Origin of the sequence: Pseudomonas lyxosi, assembly GCF_047758685.1 — a bacterium.
Taxonomy (GTDB): Bacteria; Pseudomonadota; Gammaproteobacteria; order Pseudomonadales; family Pseudomonadaceae; genus Aquipseudomonas; species Aquipseudomonas lyxosi.
Genome location: NZ_CP180481.1, coordinates 1,455,113 through 1,470,609 on the forward strand (window position 1 = coordinate 1,455,113; position 15,497 = coordinate 1,470,609).

At 56.2% G+C, this 15,497-nt stretch carries 13 protein-coding genes; 4 read left to right on the plus strand and 9 right to left on the minus strand.

Translation table 11 applies throughout. From position 1 onward, the window contains the following. Positions 1–2: 2 nt before the first annotated feature. The 7 genes from rsmG to rpmH form a co-directional block, all read right to left on the minus strand. Positions 3–647, minus strand: a complete 645-nt coding sequence (gene rsmG / locus ACMXYI_RS06925) for a 16S rRNA (guanine(527)-N(7))-methyltransferase RsmG (protein WP_129439756.1) — start codon at positions 645–647, stop codon at positions 3–5. After that, positions 644–2,542: a tRNA uridine-5-carboxymethylaminomethyl(34) synthesis enzyme MnmG gene (gene mnmG / locus ACMXYI_RS06930; protein WP_415772399.1), complete on the minus strand. Its 1,899-nt coding sequence runs from the start codon at positions 2,540–2,542 to the stop codon at positions 644–646. The genes rsmG and mnmG overlap by 4 nt, the downstream gene beginning before the upstream one ends. 552 nt (positions 2,543–3,094) lie before the next feature. Beyond that, positions 3,095–4,465 carry a tRNA uridine-5-carboxymethylaminomethyl(34) synthesis GTPase MnmE gene (gene mnmE, locus ACMXYI_RS06935; protein ID WP_415772401.1) on the minus strand — a complete coding sequence of 457 codons (1,371 nt, stop codon included), beginning with the start codon at positions 4,463–4,465 and terminating at the stop codon, positions 3,095–3,097. A gap of 79 nt (positions 4,466–4,544) precedes the next feature. Continuing rightward, positions 4,545–6,230: a membrane protein insertase YidC gene (gene yidC, locus ACMXYI_RS06940; RefSeq protein WP_123367459.1), complete on the minus strand. Its 1,686-nt coding sequence runs from the start codon at positions 6,228–6,230 to the stop codon at positions 4,545–4,547. A 2-nt stretch (positions 6,231–6,232) separates the two neighbouring features. Next, positions 6,233–6,478 (minus strand): membrane protein insertion efficiency factor YidD, encoded by a 246-nt coding sequence (gene yidD, locus ACMXYI_RS06945; RefSeq protein WP_074872215.1) that lies wholly within the window; start codon positions 6,476–6,478, stop codon positions 6,233–6,235. Continuing rightward, a complete protein-coding gene (rnpA, locus tag ACMXYI_RS06950) occupies positions 6,471–6,872 on the minus strand; it encodes a ribonuclease P protein component (protein WP_031319201.1) in 402 nt (133 codons plus the stop codon). The genes yidD and rnpA overlap by 8 nt, the downstream gene beginning before the upstream one ends. Positions 6,873–6,888: 16 nt before the next feature. Continuing rightward, complete coding sequence (rpmH, locus tag ACMXYI_RS06955) at positions 6,889–7,023, minus strand: 50S ribosomal protein L34 (RefSeq protein WP_003213577.1); 135 nt, start codon at positions 7,021–7,023, stop codon at positions 6,889–6,891. A gap of 567 nt (positions 7,024–7,590) precedes the next feature. Between rpmH and dnaA the strand changes: the two genes are divergently transcribed. The 4 genes from dnaA to gyrB are packed head-to-tail and all read left to right on the plus strand — an operon-like array spanning position 7,591 to position 13,807. Beyond that, positions 7,591–9,111: a chromosomal replication initiator protein DnaA gene (gene dnaA / locus ACMXYI_RS06960; RefSeq protein WP_415772402.1), complete on the plus strand. Its 1,521-nt coding sequence runs from the start codon at positions 7,591–7,593 to the stop codon at positions 9,109–9,111. A 39-nt stretch (positions 9,112–9,150) separates the two neighbouring features. After that, on the plus strand, positions 9,151–10,254 hold the full coding sequence (dnaN, locus tag ACMXYI_RS06965; RefSeq protein ID WP_008155702.1) for a DNA polymerase III subunit beta: 1,104 nt from the start codon (positions 9,151–9,153) through the stop codon (positions 10,252–10,254). A gap of 20 nt (positions 10,255–10,274) precedes the next feature. Next, complete coding sequence (recF, locus tag ACMXYI_RS06970) at positions 10,275–11,378, plus strand: DNA replication/repair protein RecF (RefSeq protein ID WP_415772403.1); 1,104 nt, start codon at positions 10,275–10,277, stop codon at positions 11,376–11,378. 5 nt (positions 11,379–11,383) lie between these two features. Beyond that, a complete protein-coding gene (gyrB, locus tag ACMXYI_RS06975; protein ID WP_415772404.1) occupies positions 11,384–13,807 on the plus strand; it encodes a DNA topoisomerase (ATP-hydrolyzing) subunit B in 2,424 nt (807 codons plus the stop codon). Positions 13,808–14,093: 286 nt separating this feature from the next. Here the strand turns inward: gyrB and ACMXYI_RS06980 are convergent, their stop codons facing one another. Further along, positions 14,094–14,873, minus strand: coding sequence for a lysophospholipid acyltransferase family protein (locus ACMXYI_RS06980; protein ID WP_415772405.1), 780 nt, complete (start codon positions 14,871–14,873; stop codon positions 14,094–14,096). 81 nt (positions 14,874–14,954) lie between these two features. Beyond that, the gene (gene gmhB / locus ACMXYI_RS06985) at positions 14,955–15,494 is read right to left on the minus strand and encodes a D-glycero-beta-D-manno-heptose 1,7-bisphosphate 7-phosphatase (protein WP_197281768.1); all 540 of its coding nucleotides are present in this window, start codon (positions 15,492–15,494) and stop codon (positions 14,955–14,957) included. Between the last annotated feature and the right edge of the window lie 3 nt (positions 15,495–15,497).

Genomic DNA, 15,497 nt, shown 5'->3' on the forward strand with positions numbered 1-15,497 from the left:
AATCATGCCGTGCGGCGCAGTATCAGCAGATGGCGTTGGCCTTGGCAACCGGGTACGGCCAGGGCGTGTTCGCTATCGAGGTGGAAGTCTGCCGGCAATGCTACCAGCTCATCGGCGGGATGAACGCCCTTCATTGCCAGCCAACGTGTATCGGTGTCGCCGAGGTGACGAGTCCAGTTGCTGAAGTTCTCCATGCTGCTGAACGCCCGGGAAATGATCCCGTTGAATGGCTGATCAGGCTGAAAAGCTTCGACGCGACTGTGGATAACTTGCAGGTTATCCAGTTTGAGTTCGAGTTTGACCTGGGTCAGGAAGCGGGTTTTCTTGCCGTTGCTGTCCAGGCAAGTCACTTGGGACTCTGGAAACAGGATGGCCAACGGAATGCCCGGCATACCGCCACCGCTGCCAACGTCCAGCCAGCGACCGTTTTCGACGAACGACATCACGCTCAAACTATCGAGCAAGTGACGGGAAACCATTTCATCCGGATCGCGTACAGCAGTCAGGTTGTAAGCCTTGTTCCATTTTATCAACAGGGCCAGATAACCCAGCAGCTGCGCGTGCTGGGTTTCTGTCAGCGTGACACCGAGCTGGCGAGCACCTGTGGATAACTCTTCTGCGTGTTGCGAAGTGACCAACGAACTCAAGCGCTTTGCTCCAACTGACGGCCCGCGCCGCGTTTTTTCAAATGAATCATCAACAGCGAAATCGCTGCCGGCGTCACACCCGGGATACGCGACGCCTGGCCCAAAGTCTCTGGACGGGTTGCACCGAGCTTGCTCTGAATCTCTTTGGAGAGACCGGAAATATTCGTGTAATCGATATCCACAGGCAGTTTTGTGTCTTCGCTGGCCCGCAGACGAGCGATTTCATCCTGCTGACGATCGATGTAACCGGCGTATTTGGTCTTGATCTCGACCTGCTCGGCGACTTGTGGATCTTCGGCACCGCCACCGGTCACGGCAATCAGACCAGCGTAGTCGATTTCCGGACGGCTCAGCAGATTGAGCAAGTTGTATTCGTGGGTCAGCGGCGTGCCGAACCTCTCGGAAATCGCATCGCCTTGCTCGGTGCCCGGGCGAACCCAGGTACTTTTCAGGCGTTGCTCTTCCAGCGTGATGCTTTCGCGTTTGGTGCAGAACGCAGCCCAACGCGCGTCATCCACCAGACCCAGTTCGCGACCTTTTTCGGTCAAGCGCAGGTCGGCGTTGTCTTCGCGCAGGATCAGACGGTATTCGGCGCGGGACGTGAACATCCGATACGGTTCCTGGGTACCCAGAGTAATCAGGTCGTCGACCAACACTCCGATGTACGCCTCGTCGCGACGCGGGCACCAGGCATCTTTGCCCTGTGCACGCAGTGCGGCGTTGGCCCCGGCCAGCAAACCCTGGGCGCCGGCTTCTTCGTAACCGGTGGTGCCGTTGATTTGCCCGGCGAAGAACAGACCGCCGATGACTTTGGTTTCCAGGTTGTACTTCAGGTCACGCGGGTCGAAGTAATCGTATTCGATGGCGTAACCCGGACGAACGATGTGCGCGTTTTCCATGCCGCGGATCGATTGCACGATCTGCAGTTGCACGTCGAACGGCAGGGATGTGGATATCCCGTTCGGGTACAGCTCGTTGGTCGTCAGGCCCTCCGGTTCGATGAAGACCTGATGGCTTTCCTTGTCGGCAAAGCGATGGATCTTGTCTTCGATCGACGGGCAGTAACGCGGGCCGATACCTTCGATCAACCCTGCGTCGGAATACATCGGCGAACGGTCGAGGTTCGCCGCGATGATCTCGTGGGTACGGGCGTTGGTATGGGTAATCCAGCAGCTGACCTGTTTCGGGTGCTGCTCTTTGGAACCCATGAACGACATCACCGGGATCGGCGTATCGCCTGCTTGCTCGGTCATCACCGAGAAATCCACAGAACGACCGTCGATACGCGGCGGTGTACCGGTTTTCAGGCGACCGACGCGCAATGGCAATTCACGCAAACGGTGAGCCAGGGCGATCGACGGCGGATCACCGGCACGGCCACCGGAAAAATTCTGCAGGCCGATGTGGATAAGTCCACCGAGGAAGGTGCCAGTGGTCAACACCACGGAATCCGCGAAGAAACGCAGGCCCATTTGGGTGACAACACCACGCACTTGTTCCTGCTCGACGATCAGGTCGTCGGCAGCCTGTTGAAATATCCACAGGTTCGGCTGGTTTTCAAGGATTTCGCGGACAGCGGCCTTGTACAGAACCCGATCTGCCTGAGCGCGGGTTGCCCGCACGGCCGGGCCTTTGCGGCTGTTCAATACGCGAAATTGAATACCACCTTTATCGGTAGCCATGGCCATCGCGCCGCCGAGGGCATCGATTTCCTTGACCAGATGGCTTTTGCCAATCCCACCGATAGCGGGGTTGCAACTCATGGCACCGAGGGTTTCCACGTTATGCGTCAGCAACAGGGTTTTTGCACCCATGCGTGCTGAGGCCAGTGCTGCCTCGGTACCGGCATGACCGCCGCCGATGACGATCACTTCAAAACGGGAAGGGAAATCCACCACGCACCTCGTGCCTGCTTCAGTTAGGTAATCAGGAATAGTTTGAGCTCAGGTTTTTGGACCTGGGCGGCAAGTATAGGGACTTCGCCCTTCCTAAAGAACCCTTTGCACAAAATTTAACCAGCTGTGGAGAAGTCGCGGTTATAGAAATTAAAAAGAGAGAAATTTATTAAATCTTTGTTTTTATGTTTATTTCTACTGAGGCACATTTCTGTGGATAGATCTCTACAGACCTTTATATTCAATATGTACAGAGATTCAAAACCCTGTGGTCATGTGCCAAGGAGGCCCTTGGATAACCGGTTTAAGCCTGTGGATGAAAGGGGTGCTTATCCACAGGGGCGGTTATCTTCAGTTTTGAGGCCCTGTTATCAACTGCCCTTAGAGGCAGTTATTCACAGGGCTTAATCCACAGAAAAACGCAGATTGAGCAAATCCCGGACACGGAAAAACCGCTTAAGCAGAAAGAATCAGCTCAGCACTGGAGGAGAATTCAAGAAAAGGAGGGGAACAGACAGGCACGAATGGCCTGTCTGTGGACAATGGGGAAGATTATTTACCGATACAGAAGCTGGAAAAGATCCGTCCCAGCAGGTCATCGGAGCTGAATGCGCCGGTGATTTCACCCAAAGCGTGTTGGGTTTGTCGCAAATCTTCGGCCAACAGTTCACCGGCACCCGCCAGGGTCAGTTGTGCACGACCGTGCTCCAGGGAAGCACTGGCGTGACGCAACGCTTCAAGGTGACGCCTGCGAGCACTGAAGCTGCTTTCCGAGGTCTGTTCATAGCCCATGCAGGCCTTGAGATGGTCACGCAGCAATTCCAGCCCTTCACCTGCAGATTTGGCGCTCAGGCTGATGGTGACGTGGCCATCCTCGCTGACTTCCAGGGCAATGGCTTCGCCAGTGAGGTCAGCCTTGTTCCGGATCAGCGTGACTTTCGCCGGATCGGGGCGGATTTCCAGAAATTCAGGCCATAACGCGAACGGATCAAGTGCCTCAGGAGCCGTAGCATCGACCACCAACAGCACCCGATCAGCCTCGCCGATTGCTTTCAGCGCCCGTTCGACACCGATTTTTTCTACCTGGTCGTCGGTATCTCGCAGACCTGCGGTGTCGACCACGTGCAGCGGCATACCATCGATGTGGATATGTTCACGAAGAATGTCCCGGGTGGTGCCGGCGATCTCGGTGACGATCGCGGCTTCACGACCAGCCAGTGCATTCAACAGGCTGGATTTACCGGCATTCGGCCGGCCGGCGATCACCACTGTCATCCCGTCACGCAGCAAGGCACCCTGCCCGGCTTCCCGTAATACGGTGGATAACTCGTCACGCACTTTGTCGAGCATGCTCAGTACGTGACCATCGGCGAGGAAGTCGATTTCTTCTTCAGGGAAGTCGATCGCCGCTTCGACATAGATGCGCAGGCCAATCAGTTGCTCGGTGAGGTTATGCACACGCTCGGAAAATGCGCCTTGCAAGGAACGCAGGGCATTTCGTGCAGCCTGTGCAGAACTTGCTTCGATCAAGTCGGCAATCGCCTCGGCCTGAGCCAGGTCGAGTTTGTCGTTGAGGAACGCGCGCTCGCTGAATTCACCCGGCCGGGCCAACCGACAGCCCAGTTCCAGGCAACGCTTGAGCAGCATATCCAGAACTATCGGACCGCCGTGGCCCTGGAGTTCCAGCACATCTTCACCGGTGAATGAGTTCGGGCCGGGAAAATACAGGGCGATGCCTTGATCCAGTACCTCATCGTTTTCACTGAGGAACGGGCCGTAGTGGGCGAATCGCGGCTTGAGTTCACGACCGCTGAAGGCCTTGGCCGCAACACTCGCCAGCGGCCCGGAAATACGGACGATGCCCACACCGCCGCGACCTTGAGCGGTGGCGACGGCGGCGATGGTTTCACGAGGAACGCTCATAAACCGTTATCCAGACAAAAGTGACAGATAGCAAAACGCCCCACTAGGGGGCGTTTTGAGTGGTTATCCACAGTGTAAATCAGGCAGCTGCTTTGGTAGCTGCTTCGATCTTACGAGTGATGTACCACTGTTGGGCGATCGACAGGCAGTTGTTCACTACCCAGTACAGCACCAGACCAGCCGGGAACCACAGGAAGAAGAAGGTGAAGATGATTGGCATCAGCTTCATTACCTTCGCCTGCATCGGATCCGGAGGAGTCGGGTTCAGCTGCTGCTGGATGAACATGGTTGCACCCATGATGATCGGCAGAATGAAGAACGGATCCTTGATCGACAGGTCAGTAATCCACAGCATGAACGGCGCTTGGCGCATTTCAACGCTTTCCAGCAGAACCCAGTACAACGAAAGGAAAACCGGCATCTGCACGAGGATTGGCAAGCAACCACCCAGCGGATTGATCTTCTCTTTCTTGTACAGCTCCATCATGGATTGCGACATTTTCTGCCGGTCGTCGCCATGTTGCTCTTTCAGCGCGGCCAGTTTCGGTGCCACTGCACGCATGCGCGCCATGGATTTGTAGCTGGCAGCCGACAGCGGGAAGAAGATCCCTTTGATCAGCATGGTCAGGAAGATGATCGACCAGCCCCAGTTACCGACCAGCGCGTGGATGTGTTGCAGCAGCCAGAAGATTGGCTGGGCAATGAACCACAGAATGCCGTAGTCGACGGTCAGTTCCAGACCTGGGGACAACTCTTTCAGCACGGCCTGACTTTTCGGACCCGCATACAGAACGGCGCTGGTCTCAGCTTTTGCACCTGGCGCGACAGTCATTGCCGGAGCGGTGTAGCCGATGATGTAGTTGCCTTTGCTGTCTTTACGGGTCTGGACGAGGTTGTTCTCGCCTTTCGCCGGAATCCACGCGGTCACGAAGTAGTGCTGCAACCATGCAACCCAACCACCGTTAACGGTTTCTTTCAGCTGAGCCTTATCCATGTCCTTCATGGACACTTTCTTGTACGGCTCGTTACTTGTCCACAGGGCGGCGCCCAGGTAAGTCGCGGTGCCGGTGGCAGTGCTGGAAGAAGGATCGGAGCTGGCGTCACGCTTCAATTGCGCGAACATTGCTCCGGACCAGGGCTGAGCACTCTGGTTATCGATCAGGTAGGAAACGGTTACGTCATACAGGCCACGTTTCAATGTGAAACGCTTGATGTAGTTGACGCCGTCCTTGCTGAACTTCAGGTCTGCGACCAATTGGTCCTGACCGTCAGCCAGTTGGTAAATCTTCTTCTCCGAGGAGTAAACCGGACGGCCGGCAGGACTTGCGTCCGGGCCGTTGGTGCCGATCAGACCGCTCTGGGCCAGATAAGTCCGCTCGTTGCCGTTATCGAACAACTGGAATGGAATTTCCGGATGGTCCTGGCGACGTGGATACAGCGGCAGCGTCAACTGCGCAACATCACCACCTTGTGGATCGATTGCCAGGTTGAGCACATCCGTTTTGATCTGGATGAGGTCTTTGTTTGCAGCTACTGGAGTTTCAGCAGGTGCAGTTGCACTGGTATCGCTTGCGGCGCGTGGAATGTCGTCACTGACAGAAGCATTATTGCCAGTCGCCGTATCCGGTAGGCCCGGTGCGGTAGTACTGGAAGCAACATTCTGAGTCGGCAGGGCAGCCTGGCCATAGTCCTGGTTCCATTTAAGAACCATAACGTAGGACACGATTGCCAGGGCGACGATCAGGATCGTGCGTTTGATATCCATGATTACTCGGCCATCGAAGAAGAACGGGAGGTAGGGATAGATGGAACCGGGTCATAACCACCGGGATTCCACGGATGACAGCGACCTAAACGACGAAAGGCCAGCCAGCCACCGCGCAGAAGGCCATGATTTTCTATGGCTTCATACGCGTAGCAGGAACAACTGGGGTAGAAACGACAGTGACTGGCCATCAGAGGACTAATGGCATAGCGATAAAACTGGATCGGAACGAGTGCCAGTTTACGCATCGGGACTGTCTACCCCTACAGTTTCGGTTTTAACTGCTGGTACCGGCGTGCTGCGTGCCAGACGCTTCCAGAGTTTGCCGAAATGCTGAATCAATTCGGGGTTTTCTACGTCACCCAAACCTTTGCGCGCGACGATAACGATGTCCCAGCCGGCCAGTGAGTCCTGGTTCAGACGGAACGATTCGCGCATCAGACGTTTGAGGCGATTGCGCTCGACGGAGAGCTTTACGCTCTTTTTCCCGATAACCAGCCCGAGACGGGGGTGATCGAGATCGTTGTTGCGCGCAAGGAGCAGGAGATTTTTCCCCGGAACCTTGCCGGTAGGGGAGTCAAAGACTGCCTTGAAATGCCGGGGAGTAAGCAGACGCTTTTCCCGACTGAAGTCCTGACTCACCTCCAGTGCCGGATTATCAAACTGCCAGACGCGCACGACCTTTGGCGCGACGACGCGACAGGACGGCACGACCGTTTTTGGTAGCCATGCGAGCACGGAAACCGTGGGTACGAGCGCGTTTGATAGTGCTTGGTTGGAAAGTACGTTTCATTGTCGTGTTACCTGGTTCGTCCACAACGGGCCGGAATGGCCCCCGTTTTAAGAGACCGGGGATTCTAGAGAAAGCAAGCCTCTAGGTCAATTTCCAACCAGCGTTTCCTTATAAATAGATCTCCAGACGTTTTTCCTGCCGAGCTCCTTGGCTAGATATAGAAATTAAGAAGGAAAGTATTTAAAGCTTTTCTGTAAAGCTTATAAAAGCTAGGGACACGATCATCTGTGGATAACTGCCATCAGCCCTTTAAAGTCGTGATGTACAGAGAATGACAACTACGGTGGAAAACGGTGGTAAGCCTGTGCTGCGCTGTCGGATAAGCTGTGTGTGAAAGGGGTACTTATCCACAGGGCGGTTATCCACCGAGTTCCCCCCCCACTTGTGCAACGACCTTAGACCCGGTTATCCACAGAGCTTATGCACAGACCGCTGGTCGTCTTTTTTTCGTATAAATCGCTGATTCTTCATGGATGGTGAACAACCTTCGTGTGGATAAGTCGGGGCTTGGTCGGCTACAATGGCCGCTTGTTTTTGCCTCACCGGCTTTCAACTTAGGGGATATCCGTGTCAGTGGAACTTTGGCAGCAGTGCGTGGAGCTTTTGCGCGATGAGCTGCCTGCCCAACAATTCAACACTTGGATCCGTCCACTACAGGTCGAAGCCGAAGGCGACGAGTTGCGTGTCTACGCACCGAATCGTTTTGTTCTCGACTGGGTCAACGAAAAGTACCTGGGTCGCGTCCTTGAACTGCTGGATGAGCATGGCAATGGCATGGCGCCGGCGCTGTCCTTATTAATAGGCAGCAAACGCAGTTCGGCACCACGTGCCGCCCCGAATGCTCCGTTGGCCGCCGCTGCTTCACAGGCTCAGGCTGCTCAAGCACCTGTCAGCGTCCCGGCGCCAGCCCAGGTAGCCGCTCCGACCAAGCGTGCGACGCAAAAAGTTGCCGAGGTTAATGAAGAGCCATCGCGTGACAGCTTCGACCCGATGGCCGGTGCCAGTTCGCAACAGGCACCGATTCGCGCCGAACAGCGTACGGTGCAGGTTGAAGGTGCGCTCAAGCACACCAGCTACCTGAACCGCACCTTCACCTTCGAAAACTTCGTCGAGGGCAAGTCCAACCAACTGGCCCGGGCTGCGGCCTGGCAAGTGGCGGACAATCCCAAGCACGGTTACAACCCGCTCTTCCTTTATGGTGGCGTTGGTTTGGGTAAAACCCACTTGATGCACGCTGTGGGTAACCACCTATTAAAGAAGAATCCGAATGCCAAGGTTGTGTACCTGCATTCCGAGCGGTTCGTGGCCGATATGGTCAAGGCCCTGCAGCTGAACGCCATCAACGAGTTCAAGCGTTTCTACCGTTCGGTGGATGCGTTGCTGATCGATGACATTCAGTTCTTCGCCCGTAAAGAACGTTCCCAAGAAGAGTTTTTCCACACCTTCAATGCCCTGCTTGAAGGTGGCCAGCAGGTCATTCTCACCAGTGACCGCTACCCGAAAGAAATCGAAGGCCTTGAAGAGCGCCTGAAATCCCGCTTCGGCTGGGGCCTGACGGTAGCCGTCGAGCCGCCGGAACTGGAAACCCGTGTGGCGATCCTGATGAAAAAGGCCGATCAGGCCAAAGTCGATCTGCCCCATGACGCGGCGTTCTTCATTGCCCAGCGTATTCGTTCCAACGTCCGTGAGCTGGAAGGCGCGCTCAAACGCGTGATCGCCCACTCGCACTTCATGGGCCGCGATATCACCATTGAGTTGATTCGCGAATCCCTGAAAGATCTGTTGGCACTGCAAGACAAACTGGTCTCTGTGGATAACATTCAGCGCACAGTCGCCGAGTACTACAAGATCAAGATCTCCGACTTGTTGTCCAAACGTCGTTCGCGTTCGGTAGCTCGTCCGCGTCAGGTTGCCATGGCATTGTCCAAAGAACTGACCAACCACAGCTTGCCGGAAATCGGCGACGTGTTTGGCGGCCGGGACCACACGACTGTTTTGCACGCCTGCCGCAAGATCAACGAACTTAAGGAATCCGACGCGGACATCCGCGAGGACTACAAGAACCTGCTGCGTACACTGACCACTTGATGAACACCAGCGCAGCTTATTAAGGCAAGGGACTAGACCATGCATTTCACCATTCAACGCGAAGCCCTGTTGAAACCCCTGCAACTGGTCGCAGGCGTCGTCGAGCGCCGACAGACCTTGCCGGTGCTCTCCAACGTGCTGCTGGTTGTCGAAGGCCAGCAACTGTCGCTGACCGGTACCGACCTGGAAGTCGAGCTGGTCGGTCGTGTACAACTCGAAGAGCCTGCCGATCCAGGTTCCATCACTGTGCCTGCGCGCAAGCTGATGGACATCTGCAAAAGCTTGCCGAACGATGCGCTGATCGACATCAAGGTCGACGAGCAGAAGCTCGTGGTGAAGGCCGGTCGTAGCCGCTTCACCCTGTCGACCCTGCCGGCCAATGACTTCCCGACTGTGGAAGAAGGCCCCGGCTCGCTGACGTGCAGCCTTGAGCAAAGCAAACTGCGTCGTCTGATCGAACGCACCAGCTTCGCCATGGCCCAGCAAGACGTTCGTTACTACCTGAACGGTATGCTGCTGGAAGTTTCTGAAGGCATCATCCGCGCCGTGGCCACTGACGGTCACCGTCTGGCCATGTGCTCGATGAAGGCCGATATCGGTCAGCCGGATCGCCATCAGGTCATCGTGCCGCGTAAAGGTATCCTTGAGCTGGCGCGCCTGCTGACTGAGCCGGACGGCATTGTCAGCATCGTCCTGGGCCAGCATCACATCCGCGCCACCACCGGTGAATTCACCTTCACCTCGAAACTGGTCGACGGCAAATTCCCGGACTACGAGCGCGTTCTACCGAAGGGTGGCGACAAGCTGGTACTCGGCGATCGTCAGGCCCTGCGTGAAGCGTTCAGCCGTACCGCGATTCTGTCGAACGAGAAATACCGCGGCATTCGTCTGCAACTGGCCAATGGTCAGCTGAAGATCCAGGCGAACAACCCGGAACAGGAAGAAGCGGAAGAAGAAGTGGGCGTCGAGTACAACGGCGGCAATCTGGAAATCGGCTTCAACGTGAGCTACCTGCTGGACGTGTTGGGCGTCATGACGACTGAGCAGGTTCGTCTGATCCTGTCCGACTCCAACAGCAGTGCGCTGGTGCAAGAGTCCGACAACGACGACTCGGCCTACGTTGTCATGCCGATGCGTCTGTAATCATGCTCAGCAGAAGCTAGATGTCCTTAAGTCGCGTCTCGGTCACCGCGGTGCGCAATCTGCACCCGGTGACCTTCTCCCCCTCCCCCCGAATCAACATTCTTTACGGCGCCAACGGCAGCGGCAAAACCAGTGTTCTGGAAGCCATTCATCTGCTGGGGCTTGCCCGTTCGTTTCGTAGCACCCGCCTGTTACCGGTCATCCAGTACGAGCAGCTCGCCTGTACGGTGTTTGGTCAGGTGGAGTTGGCGGAGGGTAGGCACAGCGCCTTGGGAATCTCCCGCGACCGTCAAGGTGAGTTCCAGATTCGCATCGATGGGCAGAACGCTCGCAGCGCGGCGCAACTGGCGGAAATCCTGCCGCTGCAGCTGATCAACCCTGATAGCTTCCGCTTGCTGGAAGGCGCACCGAAGATTCGCCGGCAGTTTCTCGACTGGGGCGTGTTCCACGTGGAACCACGATTCATGTCCACCTGGCAGCGCTTGCAGAAGGCCCTGCGCCAGAGAAACTCTTGGCTGCGGCATGGTACACTTGACGCCGTTTCGCAAGCGGTTTGGGACAGGGAACTGTGCCAGGCCAGCGCTGAAATTGATGAATACCGCCGCGCTTATATCAAAGCCTTGAAACCAGTCTTTGAACAGACCTTGAGCGAACTGGTTGAGCTCGAGGGCTTAACGCTCAGCTATTACCGAGGTTGGGACAAAGACCGAGAGCTGAGTGCAGTGCTCGCCGGGTCCCTTCAGCGGGATCAGCAAATGGGTCATACCCAGGCCGGACCACAGCGTGCTGATTTGCGTCTTAGATTGGGCGCACATAACGCCGCGGACATCTTGTCTCGCGGTCAGCAGAAGTTGGTGGTCTGTGCATTGCGGATTGCCCAAGGGCACTTGGTCAGCCAGGCCCGACGCGGCCAGTGTATTTATCTGGTGGATGACCTGCCGTCCGAACTGGACGAGCACCACCGCCGCGCGCTTTGCCGCTTGCTGGAAGACTTACGCTGCCAGGTGTTTATCACCTGTGTAGATCACGAATTATTGAGGGAAGGCTGGCAGACGGAAACGCCAGTCGCTCTGTTCCACGTGGAACAGGGCCGTATCACCCAGACCCACGACCATCGGGAGTGAAGGCATTGAGCGAAGAAAATACGAATACCTACGACTCAACGAGCATTAAAGTGCTGAAAGGCCTGGATGCCGTACGCAAACGTCCCGGTATGTACATTGGTGACACCGACGATGGTAGCGGTCTGCACCACATGGTCTTCGAGGTAGTCGACAACTCCATCGATGAAGCGCTCGCTGGCCACTGCGACGACATCAGCATCATTATCCACCCGGACGAATCCATCACCGTTCGCGACAACGGTCGTGGTATCCCGGTAGACGTGCACAAAGAAGAAGGCGTCTCGGCAGCCGAGGTCATCATGACCGTGCTGCACGCCGGCGGTAAGTTCGACGACAACTCCTACAAAGTATCCGGCGGCCTGCACGGTGTAGGTGTGTCGGTTGTGAACGCCCTGTCCGAAGAGCTGGTATTGACCGTTCGCCGCAGTGGCAAGATCTGGGAACAGACCTACATCCACGGTGTTCCGAAAGAGCCGATGAAAATCGTCGGTGAGAGCGAAACCACCGGCACTCAGATCCACTTCAAACCGTCCGACCTGACGTTCAAGAATATCCACTTCAGCTGGGACATCCTGGCCAAGCGGATTCGTGAACTGTCCTTCCTCAACTCCGGTGTCGGCATCGTCCTCAAGGATGAGCGCAGCGGCAAGGAAGAGCTGTTTAAGTACGAGGGTGGCCTGCGTGCGTTCGTTGAATACCTGAACACCAACAAGACCCCAGTCAACCAGGTGTTCCACTTCAACATCCAACGCGAAGACGGCATCGGCGTGGAAATCGCTTTGCAGTGGAACGACAGCTTCAACGAGAACCTGTTGTGCTTCACCAACAACATTCCACAGCGCGATGGTGGTACTCACCTGGTGGGTTTCCGTTCCGCTCTGACGCGTAACCTGAACACCTACATCGAAGCCGAAGGTCTGGCGAAGAAGCACAAAGTCGCGACCACCGGTGACGATGCCCGTGAAGGCCTGACCGCGATCATCTCGGTAAAAGTGCCGGATCCGAAGTTCAGCTCCCAGACCAAAGACAAGCTGGTTTCTTCCGAAGTGAAGACCGCGGTCGAACAGGAAATGGGTAAGTACTTCTCCGACTTCCTGCTGGAAAACCCGAACGAAGCCAAACTGGTCGTCGGCAAGATGATCGATGCGGCTCGCGCTCGTGAAGCGGCGCGTAAAGCCCGTGAGATGACCCGCCGTAAAGGCGCGCTGGATATCGCCGGCCTGCCGGGCAAGCTGGCTGACTGCCAGGAAAAAGACCCTGCCCTTTCCGAACTGTACCTCGTGGAAGGTGACTCTGCTGGCGGCTCCGCCAAGCAGGGACGTAACCGTCGGACCCAAGCCATCCTGCCTCTCAAGGGCAAGATCCTGAACGTCGAGAAGGCGCGCTTCGACAAGATGATCTCTTCGCAAGAAGTGGGCACCTTGATCACCGCGCTGGGCTGCGGCATTGGCCGCGATGAGTACAACATCGCGAAGCTGCGTTACCACAACATCATCATCATGACCGATGCTGACGTCGACGGTTCGCACATCCGTACCCTGCTGCTGACCTTCTTCTTCCGTCAGTTGCCGGAGCTGATCGAGCGCGGCTACATCTACATCGCCCAGCCACCGCTGTACAAGGTAAAGAAGGGCAAGCAAGAGCAATACATCAAAGACGACGACGCCATGGAAGAGTACATGACGCAGTCGGCCCTGGAAGATGCGAGCCTGCACCTGAACGAGGAAGCCCCGGGTATTTCCGGACCAGCCCTCGAGCGTCTGGTGAATGACTTCCGTCTGGTAATGAAGACGCTCAAGCGTCTGTCGCGCCTGTATCCACAGGAGCTGACCGAGCACTTCATCTACCTGCCTGCCGTTAGCCTGGAGCAATTGTCCGATCACGCTGCAATGCAGGATTGGATGGCCCAGTACGAAGTTCGCCTGCGCACCGTCGAGAAGTCCGGCCTGGTTTACAAAGCCAGCCTGCGTGAAGACCGTGAACGTAACGTCTGGCTGCCTGAGGTCGAACTGATCTCCCACGGCTTGTCGAACTACGTCACCTTCAACCGCGACTTCTTCGGCAGCAACGATTATAAGACTGTTGTTTCTCTGGGCGCTCAACTGAGCACCTTGCTGGACGACGGCGCGTATATCCAGCGTGGCGAGCGCAAGAAGCCGGTTACCGAGTTCAAGGAAGCCCTTGAATGGCTGATGGCTGAAAGCACCAAGCGTCACACCATCCAGCGATACAAAGGTCTGGGTGAAATGAACCCGGATCAGCTGTGGGAAACCACCATGGACCCAGCACAGCGCCGGATGCTCAAAGTCACCATCGAAGACGCCATTGGCGCGGATCAGATCTTCAACACCCTGATGGGTGATGCGGTCGAGCCTCGTCGTGACTTCATCGAAAGCAACGCCTTGGCGGTTTCTAACCTGGACTTCTGATCCAGCGAACCTGCCAAACGAAAAAGGCCAACGCTCAAGCGTTGGCCTTTTTTATTGTCCGTAAATGGCTTTGGTAACAATCAATCTTGCTGTTGTTCAACGATTGAAACACGTTATCGCAGGCATAAAAAAACCGGCTATATCAGCCGGTTTTTTTGCGCCCGAAAAAAACTTATGCACCTTTTTCGGTTTTTTATGGGTTTATGAAATATGTATATAAATCATAAACCTACAAACTAAATCAGACGCTTTTCAACGAAACGGTACACAGGTTATCCACAGAATCTCAGACAGCCATTTGATCGGTAGCAGTCGGGGCTTGCGGGGCGGGTGGCAGCGAGCCCATTTCACGTTGCATCTGCTCGTTCCAGGCCTGGACCCGATCATTCAGCTCGGCTACCGCGCGCGGCCCGCTACCCTCGGCATACATGGGCGCGCCGATGATCACGGTAATGACGCCCTGCTTCTTCGCCCAACCGGTTTTCGGCCAGAACTTGCCAGCATTGTGCGCAATCGGCAGCACTGGAAGTGCGGCGTTGACGGCTAAAGCGGTACCACCCCGAGAGAATTTTCCGATGGTGCCGTAAGGAACGCGCGTTCCCTCTGGGAATATCAGAACCCAGACACCATCCTTCAGCAGTTCATCGCCCTTCTTCGCCACATGCTTGAGCGCCGCTTTCGGGTTGTCGCGGTCGATGGCGATCGGTCGCAGCATGGCCATGGCCCAGCCGAAGAATGGAACGTAGAGCAGTTCGCGCTTGAGCACCTGGCTCAAGGGCTCGAAGTAAGCGGAGAGGAAGAACGTCTCCCAGGTGCTCTGGTGGTTCGACTGAATCACGCAGGGCTGGTCAGGCACGTTCTCGGCGCCCTTCACTTCGTAGCTGATGCCCAGGAAAACTTTGCTCAGCCACAAGGCGCAGCGGCACCAGTACACGTTGATGAAGCGATACCGCGCCTTGAACGGCAGAAACGGCGCGATAAAAAAGCTCAGGCTGCACCAGAGCAAGGAGCTGGTGCCCAGCAGCAGGTAAAAGAGGAAGGTTCTGATGGCCTGCAGTATCGACATGGCGACATTTACCGTTGCGGGCACTGCCCGCCTATTCAAGCGCACTCCCGATCAGTCCTTGGCCAGGATGTCAGAAGAGCCTTAGTTGTGGATAAGTTCTGCGGCAATCGCCGCCAGATCGTCAAAAATCAAGGTGCCTACCGGTAGGGTCTTGCCCAAAGTCTTTTCGCCTTTCCCGGTCTTTACCAAAACTGGCTGAGAATCGACGGCTTTGGCGGCCTCCAGGTCACCAAGGGTATCGCCGACGAACCAAAGATTGGTCAGCGATACGTTGTAATGCGCGGCGATGGTTTTTAACATCCCGGGCTTTGGTTTGCGGCAATCGCAGCCATCGTCCGGCCCGTGCGGGCAATAGACGATCAGCCCGACTTCACCGCCCTGCTCTGCCACCAGCGAGCGTAAGCGCTCGTGCATGGCGTCCAGGGTGGCGATGTCGTAATAGCCGCGAGCGATGCCCGACTGGTTGGTAGCGACCGCTACCGTCCAGCCGGCCTTGCTCAACTGCGCGATGGCTTCGATCGAACCCGGGAGCGGAATCCACTCCTCCACCGACTTGATGTAAGCGTCGGAGTCGTAATTGATCACCCCGTCCCGATCGAGAATCAGCAGTTTCAACAGCAGCCC